The organism is Paenibacillus sp. FSL H8-0332 (genome assembly GCF_037963835.1).
GTDB lineage: Bacteria > Bacillota > Bacilli > Paenibacillales > Paenibacillaceae > Paenibacillus_AQ > Paenibacillus_AQ rhizoplanae.
This window is the reverse complement of record NZ_CP150145.1, coordinates 5245662-5269080: the sequence shown is the minus strand read 5'-3', so window position 1 is coordinate 5269080 and position 23419 is coordinate 5245662. Positions and strand designations below refer to the sequence as shown.

The 23419-nt window shown below is 51.8% G+C and carries 19 protein-coding genes and 1 pseudogene; 18 read left to right on the top strand and 2 right to left on the bottom strand.

Annotated features, from left to right (window positions below; genetic code table 11):
- Nucleotides 1-240 precede the first annotated feature (240 nt).
- Entirely contained in the window at nt 241-1473 is a 1233-nt protein-coding gene (locus tag NST43_RS22760) for an extracellular solute-binding protein (protein ID WP_339219558.1), read from the top strand.
- Here NST43_RS22760 and NST43_RS22755 read toward each other — a convergent pair.
- Nucleotides 1465-2601 (bottom strand): hypothetical protein, encoded by a 1137-nt coding sequence (locus tag NST43_RS22755; protein WP_339219557.1) that lies wholly within the window; start codon nt 2599-2601, stop codon nt 1465-1467. The genes NST43_RS22760 and NST43_RS22755 overlap by 9 nt on opposite strands.
- Nucleotides 2602-2773: 172 nt before the next feature.
- Nucleotides 2774-3010 carry a DUF2626 family protein gene (locus NST43_RS22750; RefSeq protein WP_074112261.1) on the bottom strand — a complete coding sequence of 79 codons (237 nt, stop codon included), beginning with the start codon at nt 3008-3010 and terminating at the stop codon, nt 2774-2776.
- Between the two features lie 347 nt (nt 3011-3357).
- Between NST43_RS22750 and NST43_RS22745 the strand changes: the two genes are divergently transcribed.
- From NST43_RS22745 to murF, 17 genes and pseudogenes are all read left to right on the top strand, one after another.
- Nucleotides 3358-4005, top strand: a complete 648-nt coding sequence (locus NST43_RS22745; RefSeq protein ID WP_209987941.1) for an RsfA family transcriptional regulator — start codon at nt 3358-3360, stop codon at nt 4003-4005.
- A 134-nt stretch (nt 4006-4139) separates the two neighbouring features.
- Nucleotides 4140-5120, top strand: coding sequence for a ketopantoate reductase family protein (locus NST43_RS22740; protein WP_339219554.1), 981 nt, complete (start codon nt 4140-4142; stop codon nt 5118-5120).
- A 6-nt stretch (nt 5121-5126) separates the two neighbouring features.
- Nucleotides 5127-5513, top strand: coding sequence for a DUF3397 family protein (locus tag NST43_RS22735; RefSeq protein WP_209987947.1), 387 nt, complete (start codon nt 5127-5129; stop codon nt 5511-5513).
- A gap of 150 nt (nt 5514-5663) precedes the next feature.
- Complete coding sequence (locus NST43_RS22730) at nt 5664-7382, top strand: peptide ABC transporter substrate-binding protein (RefSeq protein WP_339219553.1); 1719 nt, start codon at nt 5664-5666, stop codon at nt 7380-7382.
- A 226-nt stretch (nt 7383-7608) separates the two neighbouring features.
- Complete coding sequence (locus tag NST43_RS22725; RefSeq protein ID WP_209987953.1) at nt 7609-8541, top strand: ABC transporter permease; 933 nt, start codon at nt 7609-7611, stop codon at nt 8539-8541.
- Between the two features lie 3 nt (nt 8542-8544).
- Entirely contained in the window at nt 8545-9492 is a 948-nt protein-coding gene (locus NST43_RS22720; protein WP_339219551.1) for an ABC transporter permease, read from the top strand.
- A gap of 26 nt (nt 9493-9518) precedes the next feature.
- A pseudogene (locus tag NST43_RS22715) lies at nt 9519-10041 on the top strand (peptide ABC transporter ATP-binding protein); the annotation flags it as partial.
- 8 nt (nt 10042-10049) lie between these two features.
- Nucleotides 10050-10970 carry an ATP-binding cassette domain-containing protein gene (locus NST43_RS22710; RefSeq protein ID WP_209988503.1) on the top strand — a complete coding sequence of 307 codons (921 nt, stop codon included), beginning with the start codon at nt 10050-10052 and terminating at the stop codon, nt 10968-10970.
- 194 nt (nt 10971-11164) lie between these two features.
- Nucleotides 11165-12796: a bacillithiol biosynthesis cysteine-adding enzyme BshC gene (gene bshC, locus NST43_RS22705; RefSeq protein WP_339219550.1), complete on the top strand. Its 1632-nt coding sequence runs from the start codon at nt 11165-11167 to the stop codon at nt 12794-12796.
- A 25-nt stretch (nt 12797-12821) separates the two neighbouring features.
- Nucleotides 12822-14093 (top strand): adenosylhomocysteinase, encoded by a 1272-nt coding sequence (locus NST43_RS22700; protein ID WP_209987959.1) that lies wholly within the window; start codon nt 12822-12824, stop codon nt 14091-14093.
- 209 nt (nt 14094-14302) lie between these two features.
- Nucleotides 14303-14740, top strand: coding sequence for a division/cell wall cluster transcriptional repressor MraZ (mraZ, locus tag NST43_RS22695; RefSeq protein ID WP_209987962.1), 438 nt, complete (start codon nt 14303-14305; stop codon nt 14738-14740).
- A 39-nt stretch (nt 14741-14779) separates the two neighbouring features.
- A complete protein-coding gene (gene rsmH, locus NST43_RS22690; protein ID WP_339219546.1) occupies nt 14780-15733 on the top strand; it encodes a 16S rRNA (cytosine(1402)-N(4))-methyltransferase RsmH in 954 nt (317 codons plus the stop codon).
- A gap of 23 nt (nt 15734-15756) precedes the next feature.
- Nucleotides 15757-16152 carry a hypothetical protein gene (locus NST43_RS22685; protein WP_339219545.1) on the top strand — a complete coding sequence of 132 codons (396 nt, stop codon included), beginning with the start codon at nt 15757-15759 and terminating at the stop codon, nt 16150-16152.
- A gap of 46 nt (nt 16153-16198) precedes the next feature.
- On the top strand, nt 16199-18430 hold the full coding sequence (locus NST43_RS22680) for a penicillin-binding transpeptidase domain-containing protein (RefSeq protein ID WP_339219544.1): 2232 nt from the start codon (nt 16199-16201) through the stop codon (nt 18428-18430).
- Nucleotides 18431-18520: 90 nt separating this feature from the next.
- Nucleotides 18521-20449 (top strand): stage V sporulation protein D, encoded by a 1929-nt coding sequence (locus NST43_RS22675; protein WP_209988507.1) that lies wholly within the window; start codon nt 18521-18523, stop codon nt 20447-20449.
- Between the two features lie 73 nt (nt 20450-20522).
- On the top strand, nt 20523-22010 hold the full coding sequence (locus tag NST43_RS22670; protein ID WP_339219542.1) for a UDP-N-acetylmuramoyl-L-alanyl-D-glutamate--2,6-diaminopimelate ligase: 1488 nt from the start codon (nt 20523-20525) through the stop codon (nt 22008-22010).
- Nucleotides 22010-23419 carry a UDP-N-acetylmuramoyl-tripeptide--D-alanyl-D-alanine ligase gene (gene murF, locus NST43_RS22665; RefSeq protein WP_339225508.1) on the top strand — a complete coding sequence of 470 codons (1410 nt, stop codon included), beginning with the start codon at nt 22010-22012 and terminating at the stop codon, nt 23417-23419. The genes NST43_RS22670 and murF overlap by 1 nt, the downstream gene beginning before the upstream one ends.

Sequence of the window (23419 nt, the reverse complement as noted above, 5' to 3'; positions counted from 1 at the left end):
GTAGCGTTCGCCTTTAAAGACGGATTTCAACATCTAATCCTTTATTGAATAAGAAATCGGGCTTTAACAGCGATCGGAAGAATAATCCGCACACGCAGCGTCTTGCGCACCCGGGTTTTGACCTGCACAGAACAATCCCGCCGTTTCCTTCTATATAAAGAGAACGGTTTCACAACCCGAGACAAGCGCCCGCATCTCTGCTAAAATGAGGAATAAGAAACGCTGAAGGAGAGAGCGCATGTGCTGAAACGCAAAAATTACTGGCTGCTGTTTGCAGTTCTGCTGCTGGCGCTGACAAGCCTGTCACCCAGCATGGAACTGAATACGGATCATGGAAGCTATCCGCCCAGACAGCCGCTGGACCAATCAGAGCATCCTCCTTCAGGGGAAGCAGGGGAAGTCGAAAGCCTCCAGGTCCGCGTCTCGCTCAGTACGGAGGAATTCAGCGTCCTGGAGCAGATCAGTAAGGAGTATTCCTTATCCAGCGGAGCCAGTGTGATCCTTAAGAATGTAGAAGCGGAAGACGGGGGAGCACAGGTTCGGAAGGAGTTAACCGTCGGGACAAGCCCGGATATTGTGATGTTGGACGGTCACAGCATCTATGATCTGGCGACCCGGGGCTATCTATTGCCTGTAGATATCTACCAGAGTGTTCCCGGGAGCACCCCGCTTACGATGCTTATTCCGCAGATGCAATGGAACGGATATAACTGGGGAGTGCCGTTGGATATCGATCCATACGTTCTGGTGTATTCACCTGAACGGCTTGCTGGATTAGGCTTTGCGGAGGTGCCGGCAAGTCTGGAGCAGTGGAATGAGCTGCTTGTCCGGCTGAAGCAGGAAAAGGAGAAGAACCGGTATCTGCTGGCAATGGATACGCGGAATCCATACGGGTATGCCGCTGTGCTGCATAGCATGGGCAGCAGTCTGCGCTCCGTCAGCCTTGAGCAGGCCCGGTGGACAGAAGCGGCGAGTAGTTATTTGTATCTGACCAGCCAGTTCAATAAGGAGATCTGGGAGCTGCTGCAGGAGGGGAAGCTTGCGGTGGCGGCCGTGCCGCTCTCGGAGTGGAAAAAGCACGGGAATTCAACACTGGCGGTGCAGATGCCGAAGAAGCAGGAGGGCGTACCAAACTATGAGGTGATTAACAGCCGTTTTTTTGCCCTTCCTGCACAATCGGGCAGTCCGGAAGCGGCGGTCAGATGGCTCGCTTATGTCACTTCAAGCTCGGCTCAGCAGGAATGGCTGGAGAACACAGACCGTCTGCCTGCACTGGATGAGCTATACCGCTCAGACCAGCCGAAGATCGGGAAGCTGCCCATGGATGCCGGATGGTTCCTTGCAGAGGATAACACCCCCCTTTCCGGCTCTGAGGCGGAGTGGAACCGGAAAGCTGAGGCAGCGCTTGGTTTGTTAACCGGCAAGCTGAATGCTGCCGCTTATGAAGCAGTGGTAAAGCCTCCTTTAGAATGAGAGCGATAGCTTCACACGCAGGATGCCGTCCGAGCTTGCGACCTCGGTGGCCTGCAGGAAGGAGACGATCTTGGAAGGGTAGAAGCCGAGATCGAATTCTTCCTCCAGTGCCTGACGGGTGGTATCCGGCAGCTCCAGCCCATTGAACACCACATGATCAACATGGAACATCAAGCCGTTGACCGGCTCCTGCTGTATGGCATAGCGGCCGGTCAGCGACAGCGATAAGCCCCCGCTTTTACCTGTTGCCGAGATTGAATTGTCCTTGAACGCAAACCGGAAATCCTGGAACAGCGGGTTCTGGGAAACCAGGAACTCATTCAGATCCTTTTCCGAAAGCGCCAGATTATAGGTCATCCCCTTGCGCACCAGCACGCCGTCCCGGTTCTGGACGAACTCCGGCAGATGCTTCATGGCTGAAGCCAGCGCTTTGAAATACTTTTGCACCTCATGCAGTCCGATATTCTCCCAATATTTGCTGAACTCCTCCAGCAGCCGTTCCATGCTCTCAGGATCTGTACTAGCCTTAATCCCGCCTTCAATTTCTTTATTCAAGGCAAGTACACGCTTCCGCTGCTCTTCAAGCGCTGTTTTGAGCTCTGCCAGCTCCTGACTGCTGCGCCGGGCGGCCGTGAGCGTGCTTTTCAAATCCTTATACTGCGATTCATACTCCGTAAGCGTTCTCCGGTCCTGCCCCATAATAATCTCATAATAATCGAATAGTGCGAACAGTCTGCTGATACTTTTGGCGGAGAGGAATGCTGTAAGAAGTCCATCCCGTTCTCCCATATAATAGGCCCGAACAACGGCGCCCGCCCGTTCCTGCTGATCCGTGATACTACTCTGCTTGGCGTCAGCCTCCTGCTCGAGCACAGCGGCTTTGCGCTCCAGCGTCTGTTGTTCTGCGGTAATCCGGGCAATCTCGCGTTCAATCTCTGCGGAGGACAACGTCTGCTCCAGCAGTTTGCGGGTCTCTTCATTGTCTGGCATGGAGGGCGGCGAAGCGCTGACTCCAGAAGTGAAGCCGGAACCGGCGGACAGATAGACCGGAGAAGCCGGCGGCATAGCGATGCAGGTGAGGACGACCATTGCTGCGAATAACCGGCGAACAGTATTACGGGATACCACTTGCACCACCACCTTGAACAGAGTTAGACAGGTATGTACTATTTATATGTTTCGGCCTGTTAAAATATCATACCCTGTTTTGAACGTCCCGGAACTACAATTCTGCAAACAAAAAAACGGAAATGCTTCCTTAAGTCAAGAAGCCATATCCGTTCATTTCTATATATATGCGTTAAAGCGGCAAGCCCATCTCAAATATCGTCCAGTAGCTGAAGCCTGTAAACGTCAGGATCATATACCCCCAAAAGAGCAGGATGTAGGTCTTCTCTGTAAATTTCATGTAGCCCAGAATGACAAAAAAAGCGGTTTGCAAAAAGAATAGCAGGGCCATTTCCGTGAGATTACCGGCAAAAGCCATAAGCCCGATGACGAGTGTAAAAAATCCTAATACGCGAAACATGCGGTCCAAGAGAGGGTCCCCCTTCCAGTATGAATCCGGCTAACAGCTGCTTACCCTTTATTATAACGGCTCTCTAAAACACTGTAAACGAATTCATTGAAAAAAATTCAAAAATTCATAATAAATATGATTTTTATTATTGACACAAGCCATCTGCCCGGAAAAAGAGAATTTATAGCAAAGGTAGTATGAGGTGCAGACAAATTGGCAATACAAATTAGTATCAAATAGATTCTATGAACTCTAATAGAGGCATAGAAATGGAGTAAGCAGCTTTTATCCCCTATTCACTACCCGGCGGAGCTGCCGGTTTTGAAGATGGTTATTTCATGATGTTGTTAGGAGGGTTAGGCTTTATGACAGCCGTTAGACAGGATGCTTGGAGTGCGGAAGATGATCTGATATTGGCAGAAATAACGCTGCGTCATATCCGTGAAGGCAGCACACAGCTTGCTGCTTTTGAAGAGGTGGGTGAAAAAATCGGCAGAACTTCGGCTGCGTGCGGTTTCCGCTGGAACAGCTGTGTGCGCAAAAGCTACGAGGATGCCATCGGGATTGCCAAAGGCCAGCGCCAGAAACGGAGCTATCTGAAAAAACAGCCTGCCTCGCGCGGAGCACAGGTAGCCGGACTGATTCTTGGTGATATGGAAGAAGACTACAGCCGCAGCGAAGGATTAAGCGAGAACAGTTTGTCTATTGATGCAGTGATCCGCTTTTTGCGGCAATGGAAGGGAACGTTCCAGGAGGCCGGAAGACAGCTTAAAATGCTGGAGCGCGATCTGCGGGAGAAGGAAGAAGAGCTCTCTGAACTGAGAGTAGAGAATGAACGTTTATCCAGAGAAGTGAATCTTGCCCAGAGTGATTACCGTGTGGTCAATGATGATTACAAGGCGCTGATCCAGATTATGGACCGTGCGCGCAGGCTGGCTTTTCTTAATGAAGAGGATGAAGAGAAAACCCGCTTCAAAATGGATGCGAACGGAAACCTGGAACGGATTGAATAGAAGATTTAGGCAGCGAGCCCTGCGTCCGATTGCGTCACAGCAACGGATTAGCAGGGTTTTTTGTTTTGCTTTTGCAGAGACAAGCAGGATATAATTAGGAAAATTATTGGAGCTTGGCAGGGGGCAGGGTTAGCATGAGAATCGATGTGATAGGTGCTGGGTCACTGGGGCTGCTGCTTGCAGGCAGGCTGATCGCCGGCGGAGCCGAAGTGCGGATATGGTGCAGGAGTGAGGGGCAGAGCAGGGCGCTAACCGAACAGGGGCTGACTGTCAGCTATGAAGATGAGAGGGAGTCCATGCTGCTTCCAGGCAGCAGCTTCTCCGCTGCACCGGTAGAAGAATATACACAGTGTCAGCTCGCCGAGCCCGGGGAGGTTACGCTGTTAACGGTCAAGCAGAAGGTGCTTCATGAGGCTCTGCCTGAGATTCTCCTGCCGCTAAGAGACAGGAAGCTTGTAATCATAGGGTTCCAGAACGGCTATGGACATCTGGAGCTGCTGCGGGAGCTGTTGCCGGAATCATCCATCTGGGCGGCTGTAACGACAGAGGCGGCGAAGAGGAAAACATTAACAGAGGTTATTCATGCAGGTAAAGGGGAAATATGTTTAGGGAAGAGCAGCTCCCCTACTTATATTCATGAAACTGATATGCAGGCGTCTGATCCTGCGGCCATAATTAGTTTCATAGAAGCTCTTGCCTCAGCAGGATTTCACGCTTCTCTGTCGAAAGAAGTGGATACCATCATTTACCGGAAGCTTCTAATCAATGCTGTAATTAATCCTTTAACCGCCATTTGGCGGGTCCAGAACGGCGAATTGCTGGCCTCTCCTGAACGTGTACACCTTATGAGGGAACTGTATACAGAGGCAATCGGGATATTCGAGGCCTGCGGGATCACCCTGGAGCAGGGTGCCTGGGAAGCCATTCTTGAAGTATGCCGTGCGACCTCGGGCAATACATCATCGATGCTGGCTGATGTGCTTGCTGTAAGGGAGACGGAAATCCGCTGGATTAACGGAAGCATTGTGAATATGGGGCTGCAGCAGGGCGTTCAGGCGCCACTGCACCGCGGGATCTGCGGACTGGTAGAAGGCATGACTGTGAGGGAGGGGTGAGGCTGTTTGGAATTTCTCCGGAATTCGTTCGGCGTGTTAAGCGTTATTCCGATTGTTCCTTTTTTAATTGTGTATTTCGCAGGAATCGGGCTGAGGCATGACAAGAGAAAAACAATGATGATGGCGATGGACGTAACGACTTTGTTTTTATTGCTGTCAGTTTCCGGATTGTTTAATATTATTTTCGACTCATCATTTGGCTTCTTTCTTATACTACTTATTGTATTAATATCCGCCGGACTGATTGGCGGCGCGCAAAACCGCCTCAAAGGAGGGGTGGACGGAAAACGGCTGCTTCGTGCAGTTTGGCGGCTTTCTTTCTTTTTCCTGGGCGTAGGCTACGTATTATTTATGGTGGTAGGCCTCATTCAATACATATCACAAGCGATGTAACGTTCCACTGCTCCGGTGAAGCGTCAACGTCACAAAATTTTAAAGAATTAAAAAAAAGTCGTTTTCAGAAAATATTGCTCTAGATTTTTTTGACCACTGGTTGTATAATCATAAACCATATACCACATTCTATTTAGGGGGAACTGCTAGATGAAGAAGAGTAAAAGTCTATTGCTCATGTTCGCATTAGTTTTAGTTATCGGCACAGTGCTTGCTGGCTGCGGCGGAAACAAGAACAATACGAACAGCGGCACCAATGCAGCGGCGACGACTGCACCCGAAGGCAGCACGAACACAGGAACAACAGGTGACGAGAAGCTGGCTGCTGACCAGACACTTAGAGTTAACCTGACTGCAGAACCACCTACGTTTAACCCTGCACAAGCTCAGGACAGCCAAGCCAATACCGTCCTGAAGACAATGTATGAAGGCTTGACCCGCATGAATGATGAAACTGGCCAAGCTGAGCCAGGTATTGCCGAGAAGTGGGATGTTTCCGCTGACGGACTGGTATATACGTTCCACCTGCGTGATGCACAGTGGAGCAACGGTGACCCTGTAGAAGCTGCTGACTTCGTTCGCGCATGGAAAATCGTGCTCGACCCTAACACAGATCCTACTGCACCTTACGCTTATCAACTGTACTACCTGAAGAATGCTGAAGAATATTATGGAAAGAAAATTACAGATTTCAGTCAAGTGGGCGTAAAAGCTGTAGATGCGAAAACTCTTGAAGTTACGCTGAAGGCTCCAACTCCTTACTTCCTTGGACTTCTGTCCTTCTATACTTATTACCCTGTACACAAATCTGTTGAGGGTAATGCTAAATGGGCTACAAGTAAAGACACTATGATCACTAACGGCGCGTTCACCCTGACTGAGTGGACTACAGGCCAATCCCTGCAAGTAAGCAAGAACGATAAGTATTGGGATGCTGCAAGCGTTAAGCTGGCCAAAATCGACTTCTCCCTGGTTAACAGCGGCGCAACTGAACTGCTGAGCTACAAGAACGGCGAACTTGACCGCGCTGGCGCACCACACGGCGAAATCCCGCAAGAGCAGATTCCAATTGTACAAAAAGAGCTTCCTAACGAGTTCCAGAGAAAAGGTATCGCAAGTACCTATTACTATGAATTCAACATCACTGAAAAACCGTTCGACAACGTTAAAATCCGTAAAGCCCTGGCAATGTCTATTAACCGCCAGGCTCTGATCGACAACGTAACATTGGGTGGACAAATCCCAGCATTTGGTTATGTACCACCGGGTATTGCCGGCGCTGACGGTGAATTCCGTAATGCAGTTAAAGACGACTACTTCAAGGAAGATATTGAAGGAGCCAAAGCATTGCTTAAAGAAGGTCTGGCTGAAGAAGGTCTGACTGCACTGCCACCGGTTGAATTGTCTTACAACACCAGTGAAGGCCACAAGAAAATTGCTTTGGCTGTAGCTGATATGTGGAAAAAGGCTCTGGATATCACTGTAAACACTGTGAACCAGGAATGGGCTGTATTTATCGACAACCGTCAGAACCTGAACTACCAGATCGCACGTGCTGGCTGGACTGCGGATTACAATGATCCAATGACCTTCCTGGATATGTGGGTAACAGGCGGCGGTAACAATGATACAGGTTACGCTAACCCTGAGTATGACAAGCTGATTAACGAAGCTAAAACAAGCTCCGACCTGGCAGCACGCCAAGAAATGTTTGCCAAAGCTGAGAAAATGATCATTCAGGATGATATGATTCTGATTCCGTTCTACTACTACACAAACAACTCCCTGACTAAAGAGTACCTCAAAGGTGTAACTCTTGACTTCAGCGGTGCAATTGACTTCACTCGCGGATATCTCCTCGAGCACTAAGTTTTGCTGGACCTTGAGATTGCTTAACTGAATAGTGGTAGTCTGAAGGGTGCAATACACTTCGGGATATATATGTGGAATTCCATATATATCCCTTTTTTTTGCATTTCAGGATTTTTGTTAAAGATTTCACGAACTTACAAAATAAGAAATTAGACAAATGGCCATTTTTTTCATAAAATCTAATTATGTGTCTTGAAAAAAGTCAAAGGAGGTGTTGATGGGGATGGCCCGTTATATTGCCAATAAGTTTTTCTATATGGTTGTCTCGCTGTTTGTATTGATTTCAGCGACCTTTTTTCTGATGAAAGCTATTCCGGGGGACCCGTTTACGGCTGAAAAGAAGATTCCACCAGAAATAAGAGCGCGTTTATACGAGCAGTATGGATTGGACAAGCCGCTCTATCATCAGTATGTTAAGTATTTGGGTGAAATCGCTCAAGGTGATCTGGGTGTATCCATGAAGCGTCTGAATCAGGATGTAACCCACTTGATCGGCCAAACATTCTCGGCGTCTCTGAAGCTGGGGCTTATCGCAATTCTTGTGTCGGTTATTGTCGGAGTCTTTCTCGGCATGATGGCGGCACTCTATCACCGCAAGTTTATTGACAGTGCAGCAATGGTGCTGGCGGTGCTGGGGATTGCGGTTCCGAGCTTTGTAGTCGCCTCGCTGCTGCAATATGTGTTTGCCTACAAGTTCCACATGTTCCCGGTCTCCGGATTTAAGGGGCCAATGTATTATTTCTTGCCTGTAGCTGCACTATCAGCGCAGCCGATAGCCTTCATAGCGAGGCTGACGCGCTCCAGTATGCTGGAGGTGCTGCATGCGGATTACATCAAGACGGCTAAGGCCAAAGGCCTAAGCTGGGCAGCAATTCTGAGCCGCCATGTGCTGCGCAACGGGATTTTGCCGGTTGTAACCTATATGGGACCCATGACAGCTAACATCGTAACAGGTTCTGTAGTAATCGAGCAGATTTTCGGTATCGGTGGTATCGGCAAGCAATTTGTCGAAGCGATTGGTGTCCGCGATTATACTGTAATTATGGGAATCACCATCTTCTATGGTGTACTGCTTATGGTAGCACGGTTTATCACTGACATTGCTTATGTGTTTATAGATCCGCGTATCAAACTAACTGGCGGAAAGGAGGGCTAACGAGTGGCTTCTGACAAAAACTTGGTATCGCAGGATGCGAACCTGAAACCGGAAGACTTCCATCAAATCGGAATTGATGAACGGCAGGCTGAAGTCATTCAGCGCGAAAGTCTGTCCGCTTGGCGCGATTCCTGGGAACGTCTGCGCCAGAATAAAATGGCAATGACTGCGCTTGGTATTCTTGGACTGATCGTGCTGGCTGCGATTATTGCTCCGTTCTTCTCAAAATTCAATTACTATTCTAACGATTTGCTCAGCACCAACAAGCCTCCTTCATCCGACCACTGGTTTGGTACAGATGATCTGGGCCGTGATATCTTTGTCCGTACCTGGTACGGCGCACGTATCTCACTGATTGTCGGTCTTGCAGCCGCTGCAATTGACCTCTTTATCGGGGTGATCTACGGCGGAATCATGGGTTACTTCGGTGGCCGCGTAGACAACATTATGAACAAGATTTCTGAAATTCTGTACTCCATTCCGTACCTGCTGGTTGTTATCCTGCTCTTAGTTGTACTTGAGCCAAGTCTTGGAACGATCATCCTGGCGCTTACGATAACAGGCTGGATTACCATGTCCTGGATTGTGCGCGGGGAGATTATGCAGCTGAAGAACCGTGAGTTCGTATTGGCTTCGCGTTCAATGGGTGCAGGGTCCAGGCGACTGCTGTTCAAGCATCTTTTGCCGAATGCTGTAGGACCGATTATCGTAACGATTACGCTGTCTGTGCCGAATGCCATTTTTGCCGAAGCGTTCCTGAGCTTCCTCGGACTTGGTGTACAAGCTCCTATTGCTTCACTCGGTTCAATGATCAGTGACTCACTAACTGGCTGGATGTATTATCCGTGGCGGTTCCTGTTCCCTGCGATTCTCATCAGTTTAACGATGCTTTCCTTTAATATTTTTGGTGACGGTCTGCGTGATGCGCTTGACCCTAAGCTGAAAAAATAGGAAGTAAACAATGGTGGAACCCATGCGGCAAAGATATTGGCATGATATTTCAAGACCCGATGACATCTTTGAACCCAATGATCCAAGTGGGCAAACAGATAACCGAAGTTTTGATCTGACATCAGAATATGTCAGCGGCCGCAGCGTATAATCAACTTATTAAAGTGTGAATGCGCAGGCTCGCTTTAACCAATATCTCCCACGCAGTCTCCGGCGATGTGCAACATTCGCTTGGGACCTCCATCATCCTGATTACATATCCCTGGCGTAATTGCCGTGTGATGTGACCGGGTTATCGTAGTACACCAAGGGTCTTGTGCGGCTGGTGCCGCGTCTTGACCCCAAGAAGGGCGAGCCGGTGATTCCGATCATCGGAACTTCCCCGGATCTGATTAAGCCGCCGGTCGGTTATCCGCTCACAGCGCATTGCAGCGAAGCAATGGCTGCCCTGTGAAGGAGTTGATCCCGGCGCCACAGAGTTCAGTGAGACGCATTATGGCGGGCTGCTGGAATCTGCATTCGATGGCCAAGGAGGTGCAGTTCGTTTGAGTAAGAATTTGAGCAAGAATCTGATTGAAGTAGAAGGTCTTAAGAAGTATTTCAATGTTGGTAAGGGAAGAGTTCTTAAGGCTGTTGATAATATTAGTTTCTCGATTCGCGAAGGCGAAACCCTGGGTATGGTAGGGGAGTCCGGCTGCGGCAAGACTACTGCCGGCCGTACAGTTCTTCGCTTGTATGAGCCGACTGCAGGAAGCGTGAAATATAATGGTACAGATATCTACAAATTGTCCGGCGGCAAAATGAAGGCTATGCGCCGTGATATGCAAATGATTTTCCAGGACCCGTATGCCTCGCTTAACCCGCGGTTCACGGTATCTGACATCATTGGCGAAGCATTGGATATTCACAATCTGGCCGGAAGCCGGCAGGAACGCAAGAAGCGGATTGAAGAGCTGCTGGATATGGTTGGTCTTAACCATGATCACGCTACCCGTTATCCGCATGAGTTCTCCGGCGGACAACGCCAACGTATCGGGATTGCCCGCTCGCTTGCCGTGAACCCTAAGTTCATCGTCTGTGATGAGCCGATCTCGGCACTTGACGTTTCCATCCAGGCACAGGTCGTTAACCTCCTCAAGGAGCTGCAGGACCGTCTTGGACTTACTTATCTCTTCATCGCGCATGACTTGTCCATGGTTAAGCATATCAGTGACCGTGTGGCCGTTATGTACCTGGGCAAAATGGTAGAATTGGCGGAAAGTGAAGAATTGTACGCTAATCCGCTCCATCCATATACCAAATCCCTGCTCTCTGCGATTCCGGTTCCGGACCCAGAGGTGGAGGCAAACAAAAAACGCATTCATCTGCATGATGAGCTGGGCAGCCCGATTTATGCTGCTGGCGAAAAAACAAATGACAGCGACTTTGAGATGATTGAGGTGTCCAAAGGACATTTCGTGGCCAAGCAGTTTGCCTAAACTTAAAATGGCAGGTGGAACGTAGGCGGGAGCATTTAGCTCTCGCCTATTGTTTCATCGTGTGGGCTTGATGGATGAGCCCGGTGTTTCTTTCTTTGACGCCGCCCCTAACTTTGGATACAATCATAAAGGGTTTATCGATTTATGAATTACATATAGCAGCAGGTTATTGCAGAACAAGGAGGCCACAATCCATGAATGTTGTACCGGAACCACTGCCGGGCGGATCTGCGCTCGCCAGTGACTATATACATCAATATGAAGCAGTAGGACATTTGTATGGCGGGGACTTCCGCGTCCCGGAGAGCCGGGCTGAACGCGCTGAATGGCTGGATCGTACCGGAAGCCTGCGGGCAGACCGCGCAGAAGTAGTTGCATACTTACGCAGCTACAACGGGAAGCACAATACGCATGAGGCAGTTCTTCATTCGCTTGAATTGCTTGAGCAGCCAGAAACTCTCGTGGTGACCGGCGGTCAGCAGAGCGGCTTGTTCACCGGCCCGCTCTTCGTGGTCTATAAGGCCATTACGACCATTCAGGCTGCCCGGGAGGCGGCGGCTCAGCTTGGACGGCCCGTCGTGCCGCTGTTCTGGATTGCGGGGGAGGATCATGACTGGGATGAGGTCAATCATACCTATGTGCTGAACCGGACCGGCGAAATTACCCGGATTAAGCTGGATAAAGGTGAAGGACCCCGGTCCTCGGTCAGTGAGATCAAGGTGGATGCCGAGAGCTGGCTTCAAGTGGTTGCGCAGCTGGACGGCTTATTGCAGGACAGTGAGTTCAAGCCGCAACTGATGGAGCTGGTCACGGCTGCATCAACGGGTGCCGGGAATATGACGGAGGCGTTTGCGAAGCTGCTGGGGTCTTTGTTCGGCAAATTCGGACTGATTTTGCTGGATTCTGCCGATCCTGCCCTGCGCAGGCTGGAAGCGCCCATGTTCGCTTCCATGATTGAACGGAATGACGAGCTGGAGGCAGCTTATCTGGCAGCGGCTGAACGGATTACGGACAGCGGATATGAGCTACAGGCTGATGTGACGCCCGGCAATGCGAATCTTTTCTATATCCATGAAGGTGCACGGCTTCTGCTCCATAAGGTGGAGGGACGGTTCACAGACCGGAAGGCGACAGTCTCGTTCTCCCGTTCTGAGCTGCTGGAGCTGCTGGAGAGCCATCCCGAACGGTTCAGCAACAATGTGCTAACCCGTCCGCTGATGCAGGATTATGTGCTTCCTGTCCTCGCTACGGTGCTTGGACAAGGGGAAATGGCTTACTGGGCAATTCCACAGCAAGCCTTCAAGATCATGGACGGACAGATGCCGCTTATTATTCCGCGTATGTCTTTTTCAGTCATTGAGGGAACACTTCACAAGCATATGGATAAATACGGCTTGTCCTTCACGGATGTGCAGACGGGTCTGGATGATAAACGCAAAGCGTGGCTGAGCGCTCAGGATGAGCTGAAGCTCGAAGACAAATTCGAAGAGATCAAGGCAGCATTCTCAGGGATGTATGAGCCGCTGATCGAACAGCTTGGGAGCATTCAGGCGGGTCTGCTGAAGCTGGGCAGCAATAACAAGGATAAGATTATCGACCAGATCTCCTTCCTGCAGGGCAAAGCTCTGGATGCGATGGAGAAGCAGAATGAAGCTGCACTGCGCCAGTGGGAACGGATCGAGCTATCGCTAATGCCGCTGGGCAAGCTTCAGGAGCGGGTCTATAATATGATGTATTATCTGAACCGGTACGGATTGGAATGGCTGGAGGAATTGATGGCTGTGTCTGCTGACTACAGTGGAACACACCGTATTATTTATATGTAAGCAAATTATTCTAGGGGGTCCTACCATGAGTTCAATATCCAAGCAAAACAGTATTGTTGCCGATATGTCGCTTGCACCTGAGGGGCATCTCAAAATCGACTGGGTTCGCCAGCATATGCCGGTACTGAACCGCATCCGTGAGCAGTTCGAAGCCGAGCAGCCGTTCAAGGGGCTCAAGGTATCAATCACCCTTCATCTGGAAGCCAAGACCGCTTATCTGGCCAAGGTAGTGCAGGCTGGTGGCGCTGAGGTGACGATTACAGGCTCCAACCCGTTATCTACCCAGGACGACGTGTGTGCGGCACTCGTTGAGGACGGCATTACCGTATTTGCCAAGTACAATCCTTCCCCGGAAGAGTTCAAGGCACTGAACATCCGGGCACTGGAGAGCAAGCCGGATCTCATTATCGATGACGGCGGTGATTTCGCCACCCTGCTGCACTCCGAGCGTCCCGACCTGATGGAGAATGTCCGTGGGGGGGCGGAGGAGACGACAACAGGCATCATTCGGCTGAAGGCACTGCAGAAGCAAGGCATGCTGAAATTCCCGATGGTGGCGGTAAATGACGCTTATTGCAAATATTTGTTCGATAACCGCTATGGTACAGGACAGTCGGCATGGGATGGCATCGTCCGCACCACTAACCTGATTGTGGCCGGTAAAACAGTGGTTGTGGTCGGCTACGGCTGGTGCGGTAAAGGTGTAGCGATGCGGGCCAAGGGGCTTGGGGCGAACGTAATTGTTACAGAAGTGGATGCGATCAAGGCGGTCGAAGCCCACATGGACGGATTCCATGTCATGCCGATTTCGGAAGCTGCGAAGCACGGTGATTTCTTCGTTACAGTCACTGGCAACCGTTACGTAATCCGCGGTGAGCATTATGATGTGATGAAAGATGGCGCGATTCTCTGCAATGCCGGACATTTCGATGTGGAGGTCAACAAGCCGGAGCTGGCTGAGCGCTCGGTGTCCCAGCGGACGGTGCGCAAGAATATCGAAGAGTATAAGCTTAAGGACGGACGCAAGCTGTATCTCCTGGCTGAAGGACGTCTGGTGAACCTTGGCGCAGCGGATGGTCATCCGGCAGAGATTATGGATACCACCTTCGCACTCCAGGCCTTGTCCCTTAAATATGTGAATGATAATTATAAGAGTATTGGCGTCAAAGTGGAGAATGTACCCTATGAGCTGGATGAGCAGGTAGCGCGTTACAAGCTGGAAAGTCTGGGGATATCCATCGACAGCCTGACACAGGCGCAAGTGGAGTATCTGGACAGCTGGAATCTGAACGACTAAGGATATGGATCTGCACGAGCCCGGAGCCAATCACATTGGCCCGGGCTTTTGCATGTCCGCAGGGATTGCAAGAATAGCCTCTTGACAAATAAGAAAAAATTACCTTGCTCCGGAAAAAGGTTTTTGATTTTTAATGGCGAATCTATTATGCTTAGGTGGTGAAAAGTGGGGCAAAGTGGGGAATCGGGATTTAAAGGTGGGGACCAAGCATGTTTATGGGGGAATACCAGCACAGCATTGACGATAAAGGCCGGATTATTATCCCGGCCAAGTTCCGTGACATGCTCGGAACCTCCTTCGTTGCGACCCGCGGCCTGGACTCATGCTTGTTTGTTTATCCCATGGAAGAATGGGGAATCATGGAGCAAAAGCTTAAAAGCCTATCACTGATGAAATCGGATGCCCGTGCGTTCAGCCGCTTTTTTTTCTCGGGAGCGACTGAGTGTGTATGGGACAAGCAAGGCAGGGTGAATCTGCCGGGTAATCTGCGGCAATATGCCAAGCTGGACAAGGACTGTGTTATTCTGGGCGTTTCGAACCGGGTGGAGATCTGGAACAAGCAGCTATGGGAGCAGTACTTCGAACAGTCAGAAGAATCGTTCAACGAAATCGCCGAGAAATTGGTGGATTTCAATTTTGATCTATAAAACATACCATTTCGAATTACTGCCTTGGAGGGATGCAGCTTGTTTCACCACATCACGGTACTAAAAGAAGAAGCGACAGAAGGGCTGCACATCAAGAAGGATGGCCTATATGTAGATTGTACGCTCGGAGGAGCCGGGCACAGCGCCCTTATCGCATCCAAGCTTAGCGGTGAGGGCCGGCTGATCTGTCTGGATCAGGATGACTGGGCGCTGAACAATGCGAAGGAGAGATTGTCCGGATACGGCGACAAGGTGGTGACCGTTAAGACCAACTTCCGCGATCTGGAGCAGGTTCTGAAGGGACTGCCGTTTGTTCCACAGAAGGACGGAGTTCCTCAAGTAGACGGGATTCTCTTTGATCTGGGGGTATCTTCTCCGCAGTTTGACGAGGGGGAACGCGGATTCAGCTACAATCATGACGCTCCGCTGGATATGCGGATGGACCAGTCGGCACAGCTGACGGCGGCGGATATCGTCAACACCTGGAGTGAGCGGGAAATTGCCAGGGTGCTTTTCCAGTATGGAGAAGAGAAATTCTCACGGCGGATTGCCCGGAAGATTGTTGAGCGCAGGGAAGAACGCCCGGTGGAGAGCACCGGTGAATTGGCCGAACTGATCAAGGAAGGCATTCCTGCGGCTGCAAGAAGGACCGGAGGACATCCGGCCAAGCGGAGTTTTCAGGGGCTGCGGATAGCCGTCAATGATGAGCTGGGTGCTTTTGAGGAAGGGCTGCATGCGGCTGTACGCTGTCTGGCGCCTGAGGGAAGGGTATCCGTTATCACCTTTCACTCGTTGGAGGACCGGATCTGCAAGCAGATTTTCAGCAGCTATCTAAGCCGTTGTACTTGTCCGCCTGACCTTCCGTACTGCGTATGCGGTGCCAAAGGTACCTTGAAGCTAATGAACCGCAAGCCCATTGTGCCGGGAGAAGAAGAGCTGGAGCTTAACTCGCGTGCCCGTTCAGCCAAGCTGCGTATCGCTGAGAAATTGTAGATGACGATAAAGGAGAATCAGAGATGGCTTATACCCGCGGAAATTTAGCAGTTCAACCTAAGAGAAAAGAAACGGCAAACCCGCTGTACCGTGAGAAAACGAAAGTTGTCACCAGGCGCAGAGTGCTGCCGCTGCAGGAGAAGCTTTTGTACATGCTGACGCTGGGAGCCTTTATTCTGGTAGCAGCCTCCCTGATCTGGCGTTACGTCCATATTTACGATTTGAATATGCAGGCCCAGAAGCTGGACAGCGCAATTGCCAACAGCAAAAAACAAATTGCAACATTTCAGATGGAGAAGCAGACGCTGGAGCAGACGATCGTCCCGCGGGCGAAGGAAATGGGTTTTGTAGTCCCTTCTGAGGACTCTACCATCTATGTTCCGCTTAGCAGCCAGGCTACTGAAAAGGCCGGTAAATAATCAGCGATGAACGGCAATCGCAATAATAGAGGTTGTGAGGTACCTTATGGTTAAGAGAATCAAACTTCGCACGCTGTTTATAGGAGGGTGTATTACCCTCTTTTTTCTTGTTTTAGTCGCCAGAGTATTCTGGATTCAGGTTTTGCAAGGCAAGGAGTGGCAGGAGGCCGCAGCTACGCAGTGGGCGCATACTTCAACCATCAAGGCTGTCCGCGGGGTGATCGAAGACCGTAACGGCAGTGTTCTGGCCAGCGATGTGCCGGCCTACACGGTGGTGGTTAACCCTCAGGTCATTGCCGAGAAAAAGATCGGCGAAGAGGTGATTCAGGGCCTGCATGAGCTATTGAACAAACCGGTGGATGAGCTGAAGAAGCTGGTGGAGGCCAAGGATAAAGACGGAAAATATCTGAAGAACCGTGAGATCCGTAATGAAGGCTGGAAGATTAACCAGGATATGGCCGATAAAGTGAAGGCTTTTGTAGAGAAGCTTAAGAAAGAACATGATACGCTGGAGACCGGAGTCGGGCTCGTCAGGGAGCAGAAGCGCTATTATCCTAAGGATTCGCTTGCTGCGCATATTCTGGGCTACACAGACAGAGACGGCAAAGCAATGATGGGACTGGAAAAGCTCCTGGACAAACAGCTCTCCGGAACGGATGGGAAGCTGGATTACCAGAGTGACGGTAAGGGCATCAAGCTGCCCGATTCCAAGGATACGTTCCAGCCTGTGGTGAATGGAAGCAACTATAAGCTGACGATCGACAGCACGATCCAATTATATATTGAAGAGGCCATGAAGAAGGCTTTTGCCGAGTATAAGCCCAAATCGATCAGTGTCATTGCTGCCGATCCGAACACGATGGAGATTCTGGGTCTGGCCAACATGCCGACCTTTAACCCGAATGAATATTACGATCAGAATCAGGATGCGGCGGGCTTCTTTAATCATGCGATTATGACAAGATTCGAGCCGGGTTCAACATTCAAGATCGTCCCGCTGGCCGGTGCTGTGCAGGAGAAGCTGTTCAATCCGAATGAAAAGTTTCAATCAGGCTCCATCCGGATCAAAGGGTACAGCAAGCCAATCTTCGATATGAACCGGGCCGGATACGGGACGATCACCTTCTTGGAGGGGGTCAAACGGTCCAGTAACGTTGCCTTTGTTAAGTTCGGTTACGAGATGCTGGGCAAGGACAAGTTGCTGAAGTATATCAATGATTTTGGTTTTAGTGAGAAGACAGGAATTGATCTTCCGGGCGAAATCACCGGGCTTGTCAACCCGGACCCGAACCGGGCGGTAGAGAATGCTACACTTGCCTATGGTCACGGCAAGCTGCTGGTGACCCCGATTCAGCAGCTCACGGCCATGGCGGCGATTGCGAACGGCGGCAAGCTGCTGGTGCCGCATGTGGTGAAGGAGGTTACCGATCCGAATACCGGCAAGACCACGGTCACCAAGCCGGAGGTTGTACGTCAGGTGCTCTCAGAGGCAAGCGCACGGGAGACGGGCAGCTATCTGGAACAGGTAGTGGCGGATCAGCAGCACGGAACCGGCAGACATGCTTACATTGAGGGATACCGGGTAGCAGGTAAGACAGGTACTGCGATCAAGCCAGATGGTAAGGGCGGGTATGACCGGGACAAGGTTCGCTCCGCGTTCCTCGGTTACGCACCGGCCAATGATCCGAAGATCGTGGTCTTCGTAACCATTGACGAGCCTGCCGATGCTGCCGGCGGCGGTGCTGCTGCGGGTCCAGTCTTCAAGGATATCGTCTCCCATGCGCTTCCTTATATGGGCGTGCCCAAAGCGGGGGATGTCACAGGTCCTGCCGACAAGAAGACGGTGAAGGCCGAGGCTGTGGTCCAGCGCAAAGCGCCGGATCTGACCGGCAAGACGGTGAAGGCAGCGAGACAACTGCTCATTAATCAGGGCTTTGATTTTGAAGCGGTCGGTCAAGGTGCTAATGTAGTTAGCCAGTACCCTGAGAAAGGCACTGCCTTAACAGCCGGCCAGCGGATCTATCTGTTAAGCGAGCAGGGAGAGAATCTGACGCTTCCTGATTTGCGCGGACAGTCCCTGCGCGATGCGCTGGAGATTCTGAACCTGCTGAAGGTGGGCATCTCCATTGAGGGAGAAGGCTATGTCACAGAGCAGAGTCAGGTCAAGAACAAGGGCAAAACGCAGGTAGCACTGAAGCTAAGTCCTCTTAATGAATATGGAGAGAATATCCCCGTAGCCTTGGCGGGTGACACCGATACGGAAAATGCTGCGGAGTAACGCCTTGGCAGGCTTGTTCTAACCCCTGTTTGTCCCGAATAGTCATGAAGGTAAGAGATCATGTCTATGAGCGAAAGCGGGGAGATCACAATGAAGGTATCAAAAGTCGTAAGCCGGCGGAGAATGCTATGGACGCTGCTGGGACTGGCCGTGTTGTTCGGCGCGCTGGCTGTGCGTCTTGCCTATGTACAGTTAACCCAGGGTGAGAAGCTGAGCGAGAGGGCCGAGGATTTATGGCGGCGGAATATCCCCTTCACCGCCAAACGCGGTGAGATATTGGACAGGGAAGGCGTGGCGCTGGCTTACAATATCAGCTCACCAACGGTTTATGCCATTCCTGTACAGGTGAAGGAGAAGGAACAGACCGCGAAGCGGCTGGCTCCCCTGCTCGGCATGACCGAGGAGAAGCTGGTCACGCTGCTGACCCAAAAGAAAGCCTCAGTGAAACTGCAGCCCGGCGGCCGCAAAATTACGATGGAGCTTGCCGCGAGCATCCGTAATTTGCAGCTGCCGGGCATCGTTGTCGCTGAGGATAACAAACGGTATTATCCCTTCGGGGATCTTGCCGCACATATTCTGGGCTTTACTGGAATCGACAATCAGGGGATTACCGGGATCGAGAGCATCTATGATAAGCTGCTTCAGGGGAGCGCGGGCAATATCTCCTACCTCTCTGATGCCGGAGGCCGGCTGATGCCCGGGTCCTCCGAGAAGTACACCGAGCCGCAGGATGGACTTAGCCTGCAGCTGACCATCGACAAGCAGATTCAATCCATTATGGAACGTGAGCTGGATCAGGCTATGGTGAAGTATCAGGCGCAGGGGGCCTGGTCTATTGCCATGGACCCCCGCAATGGCGAGATTCTGGCGATGGCGAGCCGGCCGGGTTATGAACCGGGGACTTACCAGGAGTACGATGCCGAGGTATATAACCGTAATCTTCCGATCTGGATGACCTATGAACCGGGCTCTACCTTCAAGATCATAACTCTGGCTGCGGCATTGCAGGAGGGGAAGGTGGATCTGCAGCATGAGCATTTTTTCGATCCGGGCTATATTGAGGTAGGAGGAGCGAAGCTGCGCTGCTGGAAGAAGGGCGGACACGGAAGCCAGACCTTCCTTGAAGTGGTCGAGAACTCCTGTAACCCGGGCTTCGTAGCCCTGGGGCAGCGTCTGGGTAAGGATACACTGTTCAAATATATCCGTGATTTCGGCTTCGGGAGCAAGACGGGCATCGATCTGAATGGGGAAGCGAATGGGATTCTGTTCAAGCCGGCCCAGGTGGGCCCGGTGGAGCTGGCGACCACTGCCTTCGGCCAGGGGGTATCCGTCACGCCGATCCAGCAGATTGCTGCAGTATCGGCAGCCATCAACGGCGGCAAGCTGTATACTCCGCATGTGGCCAAGGCCTGGATTAACCCGGATACCGGGAACGTTGTCTCTGAGACCGAACCGGAGGAAGTGCGGCAGGTGATCTCGGAGGAGACCTCAAAGAAAGTGCGGGCTGCCCTTGAGAGCGTGGTTGCCAAAGGCACAGGCCGGCCGGCATTTATTGACGGCTACCGTGTGGGCGGCAAGACAGGGACAGCACAGAAAGTAATCAACGGCCGGTATTCTCCTACGGAGCATATCGTATCCTTTATCGGCTTTGCACCGGCGGATGATCCGCAGATCGTGGTCTATACGGCGGTCGATAACCCGAAGGGAATTCAGTTCGGGGGTGTAGTTGCCGCTCCGATTGTCCAGAATATTCTTGAGGATTCTCTTCTGTACCTCAAGGTTCCTAAGCGTACGGATCAGCTGCCAAGAACTTATAAGTACGGCGAGACCCCCATAGTGACGGTCCCTGATCTTACGGGAGCTACCGTTCAGGATATCTACGAGGACCTGAACATGAATTTCATGCTGGTCCGTTCCGGCTCAGGCAATACCGTGATCAACCAGGCACCGAAGGCCGGGGCAAGAGTAGAGCAGGGCTCCACTATCCGGATTTACATGGGAACGCCAAGTGAACCTTAAGACATATCATATAATGATTTAGATGGATAATTTACCCAAAATATAATGATTTTATGCAGAGTGAGGGATAGGTATGTTAATAAAGGAACTCTCTTCTTGTCTGGCCGCTGCCCGTCTATACGGGGACGGAGACGTAGAAATTTCGGATTTGCAGGCCGATTCACGCAAGGTGGGTCCGGGCGATTTGTTCATCTGTCTGCCCGGACATACGGTGGACGGACATGATTACGCGCCGCAGGCTGCCGCCAAGGGCGCGGCTGCCCTGGTCTGCGAACGGAAGCTGGACATTGACCTGCCGCAGATCGTGGTGGATGACTGCCGTTATGCCATGTCTGTGCTGTCCAATGCCTTCTTCAGTTCACCCAGCAGCCGGATGAAGCTGATCGGCATCACCGGCACCAACGGCAAGACGACCACCACTTATCTGATTGAACGGATCATGCAGGATCATGGGGTGAAGACCGGACTGATCGGTACCATCCAGATGCGGTATGACGGTCAGAGCTATCCGATGTCCGGTACGACTCAGGAATCGCTGGAGCTTCAGCGCAGCCTGAATCATATGGCGCTTAAGGGCGTGCAGTGCTGTGTGATGGAAGTATCCTCGCATGCGCTCCAGCAGGGGCGGGTGAAAGGGACCGACTTCCGCACAGCGATTTTTACGAATCTGTCCCAGGATCATCTGGATTACCACCATACGATGGAGGAATACCGCGCAGTGAAGGGCTTGTTCTTCTCGCGGCTCGGCAACGTGATCTCCCCGTGGAAGGAAGAACGCAAATATGCCGTGCTGAATGCCGACGATGAAGCCAGCGCCTATTTTGCCGCCCAGACCGCAGCGGAGGTCATTACATATGGTATCGACAAGGCCGCTAATGTCCGGGCATCGCAAATATCGATCACTTCTAAAGGAACATTTTTCCACGTGGAGACGTTTAAAGGTGAGACGGATATTTCGCTTCGCATGGTCGGCAAGTTCAACGTCTATAATGCGCTTGCGGCCATTACGGCTGCTACTCTGGAGGATGTGCCGCTTGCGGACATCAAGGCCAGTCTGGAGTCGGTAGCGGGCGTGGACGGCCGGGTCGAATCGGTGGATGCCGGGCAGGATTTCGCAGTCATCGTTGACTATGCGCATACGCCGGACGGTCTGGAGAATGTGCTGAAGGCGGTATGTGAATTCGCAACGGGCAAGGTGCTCACGGTCTTTGGGTGCGGCGGGGACCGCGATACGACCAAACGGCCGCTTATGGGCAAAATAGCTGCTAAATACAGCGACCATGTGCTGGTCACCTCCGACAATCCCCGGACGGAGGACCCGCTGCAGATTCTGGCCGATATTGAGGCGGGTCTGCGCGAGGATGGTGTAGCCCGTGAGCGCTACGAGATGATCCCGGACCGGCGGGAAGCCATCACAAAAGCTATTGAAATGGCAAGCCCCGGCGATGTAGTATTGATTGCGGGGAAAGGTCATGAGACCTATCAGCTGATCAAGGGAGTCGTTCATGATTTCGATGACCGCATCGTTGCCAAAGAAGTGATAAGGGGCCGAAGCTATTGATTATTAGAACATTGAATAATGTCGCGGAAATGTGCGGAGGAGAGCTGTCCTCATCCGAAGCTAAGGATATAGAGATTCATGGAGTCGTAACCGATTCGCGCAAAATATCGCCGGACTGCCTGTTCGTCCCGCTGGTTGGAGAGAACTTCGACGGCCATCACTATGCGGCCGCTTCCCTGGCGGCGGGAGCTGCCGCTACCCTCTGGCAGAGGGATAAGGGGCCAGCACCCGCAGGCGGCGGGGTTATTCTGGTAGAGGACACTTTAGCGGCACTGCAGAAGCTGTCCTCCGCCTATTTGGCCGAGGTTGCCCCCCGGGTGGTTGCCGTAACGGGAAGCAACGGCAAGACGACGACCAAGGATATGATTACGGCCCTGCTGGAAGTGCAGTACAAGGTACACAAGACTCAAGGCAACTTCAACAATCATATCGGCCTGCCGCTTACGATTCTCTCCATGGACAGTGATGTGGAAATCGCGGTGCTGGAGATGGGCATGAGCTCACGGGGAGAGATCGCCCTGTTATCTCTGCTCGCTTCTCCTGACGTAGCGGTGATTACCAATGTCGGCGAATCCCATCTGCTGCAGCTTGGCTCCCGCAAGGAGATTGCCAGAGCCAAGCTGGAGATTGTGGACGGACTTCAGCCGGGCGGGCTGCTGATCTATAACGGGGATGAGCCGCTGCTTGCCGAGGTTCTGGCAGAGCCAGGATTCCGCACGCCTGAAGGGCTGCATACCTTCCGCTTCGGGCAGTCGGCTGACAATGATGATTATCCGACCGGCCTGATGACGCACAGCGGGGGGATGACCTTCACCACGCTGCGGCATGGGGAGCGAGCCTTCACCCTTCCGCTGCCGGGACAGCATAATGTAATTAATGCGCTCGCTGCGCTAGCAGTAGCGCGTCATTATAAGGTGACCGATGAGAATATGGCAGAAGGACTAAGAGGCCTCAAGCTTACCGGTATGCGGATTGAGGTTATTCAGGCGGCAAGCGGGCTGGTTCTGCTGAATGATGCCTACAATGCAAGCCCGACCTCCATGAGGGCGGCGATTGATGTGCTGCAGTCCATGAAATGCAGCGGACGCAGAATCGCGGTGCTGGGAGACATGCTGGAACTCGGGCCGGAGGAGCTTCAGTTCCACCGGCAGATCGGCAGCTATCTCGACCCGGCGCTGACGGATGATGTCTTCACCTTCGGCCCGCTGTCAGCACAGCTTGCGGCGGCGGCTTCGGAGCGGTTCGAGGCTGGGCATATCTTTGCTTTTACAGATAAAGAAGCCTTGATCAATGCCTTGACCGCGATGTGCGGCAATGATGATGTTGTGTTGTTCAAAGCATCCAGAGGGATGCGTCTGGAGGAAGTGCTCCACCGCTTGAAAGAACATTCTGAAGTGAATTCTAACTAA

Excerpts from the sequence above, each read along its gene's own strand:
- NST43_RS22745 (WP_209987941.1), top strand. The coding sequence starts at position 3,358 with ATGACAGCCGTTAGACAGGATGCTTGGAGTGCGGAAGATGATCTGATA.
- NST43_RS22740 (WP_339219554.1), top strand. The coding sequence starts at position 4,140 with ATGAGAATCGATGTGATAGGTGCTGGGTCACTGGGGCTGCTGCTTGCA.
- NST43_RS22730 (WP_339219553.1), top strand. The coding sequence starts at position 5,664 with ATGAAGAAGAGTAAAAGTCTATTGCTCATGTTCGCATTAGTTTTAGTT.
- NST43_RS22725 (WP_209987953.1), top strand. The coding sequence starts at position 7,609 with ATGGCCCGTTATATTGCCAATAAGTTTTTCTATATGGTTGTCTCGCTG.
- bshC (WP_339219550.1), top strand. The coding sequence starts at position 11,165 with ATGAATGTTGTACCGGAACCACTGCCGGGCGGATCTGCGCTCGCCAGT.
- NST43_RS22700 (WP_209987959.1), top strand. The coding sequence starts at position 12,822 with ATGAGTTCAATATCCAAGCAAAACAGTATTGTTGCCGATATGTCGCTT.
- mraZ (WP_209987962.1), top strand. The coding sequence starts at position 14,303 with ATGTTTATGGGGGAATACCAGCACAGCATTGACGATAAAGGCCGGATT.
- NST43_RS22685 (WP_339219545.1), top strand. The coding sequence starts at position 15,757 with ATGGCTTATACCCGCGGAAATTTAGCAGTTCAACCTAAGAGAAAAGAA.
- NST43_RS22680 (WP_339219544.1), top strand. The coding sequence starts at position 16,199 with ATGGTTAAGAGAATCAAACTTCGCACGCTGTTTATAGGAGGGTGTATT.
- NST43_RS22675 (WP_209988507.1), top strand. The coding sequence starts at position 18,521 with ATGAAGGTATCAAAAGTCGTAAGCCGGCGGAGAATGCTATGGACGCTG.
- NST43_RS22670 (WP_339219542.1), top strand. The coding sequence starts at position 20,523 with ATGTTAATAAAGGAACTCTCTTCTTGTCTGGCCGCTGCCCGTCTATAC.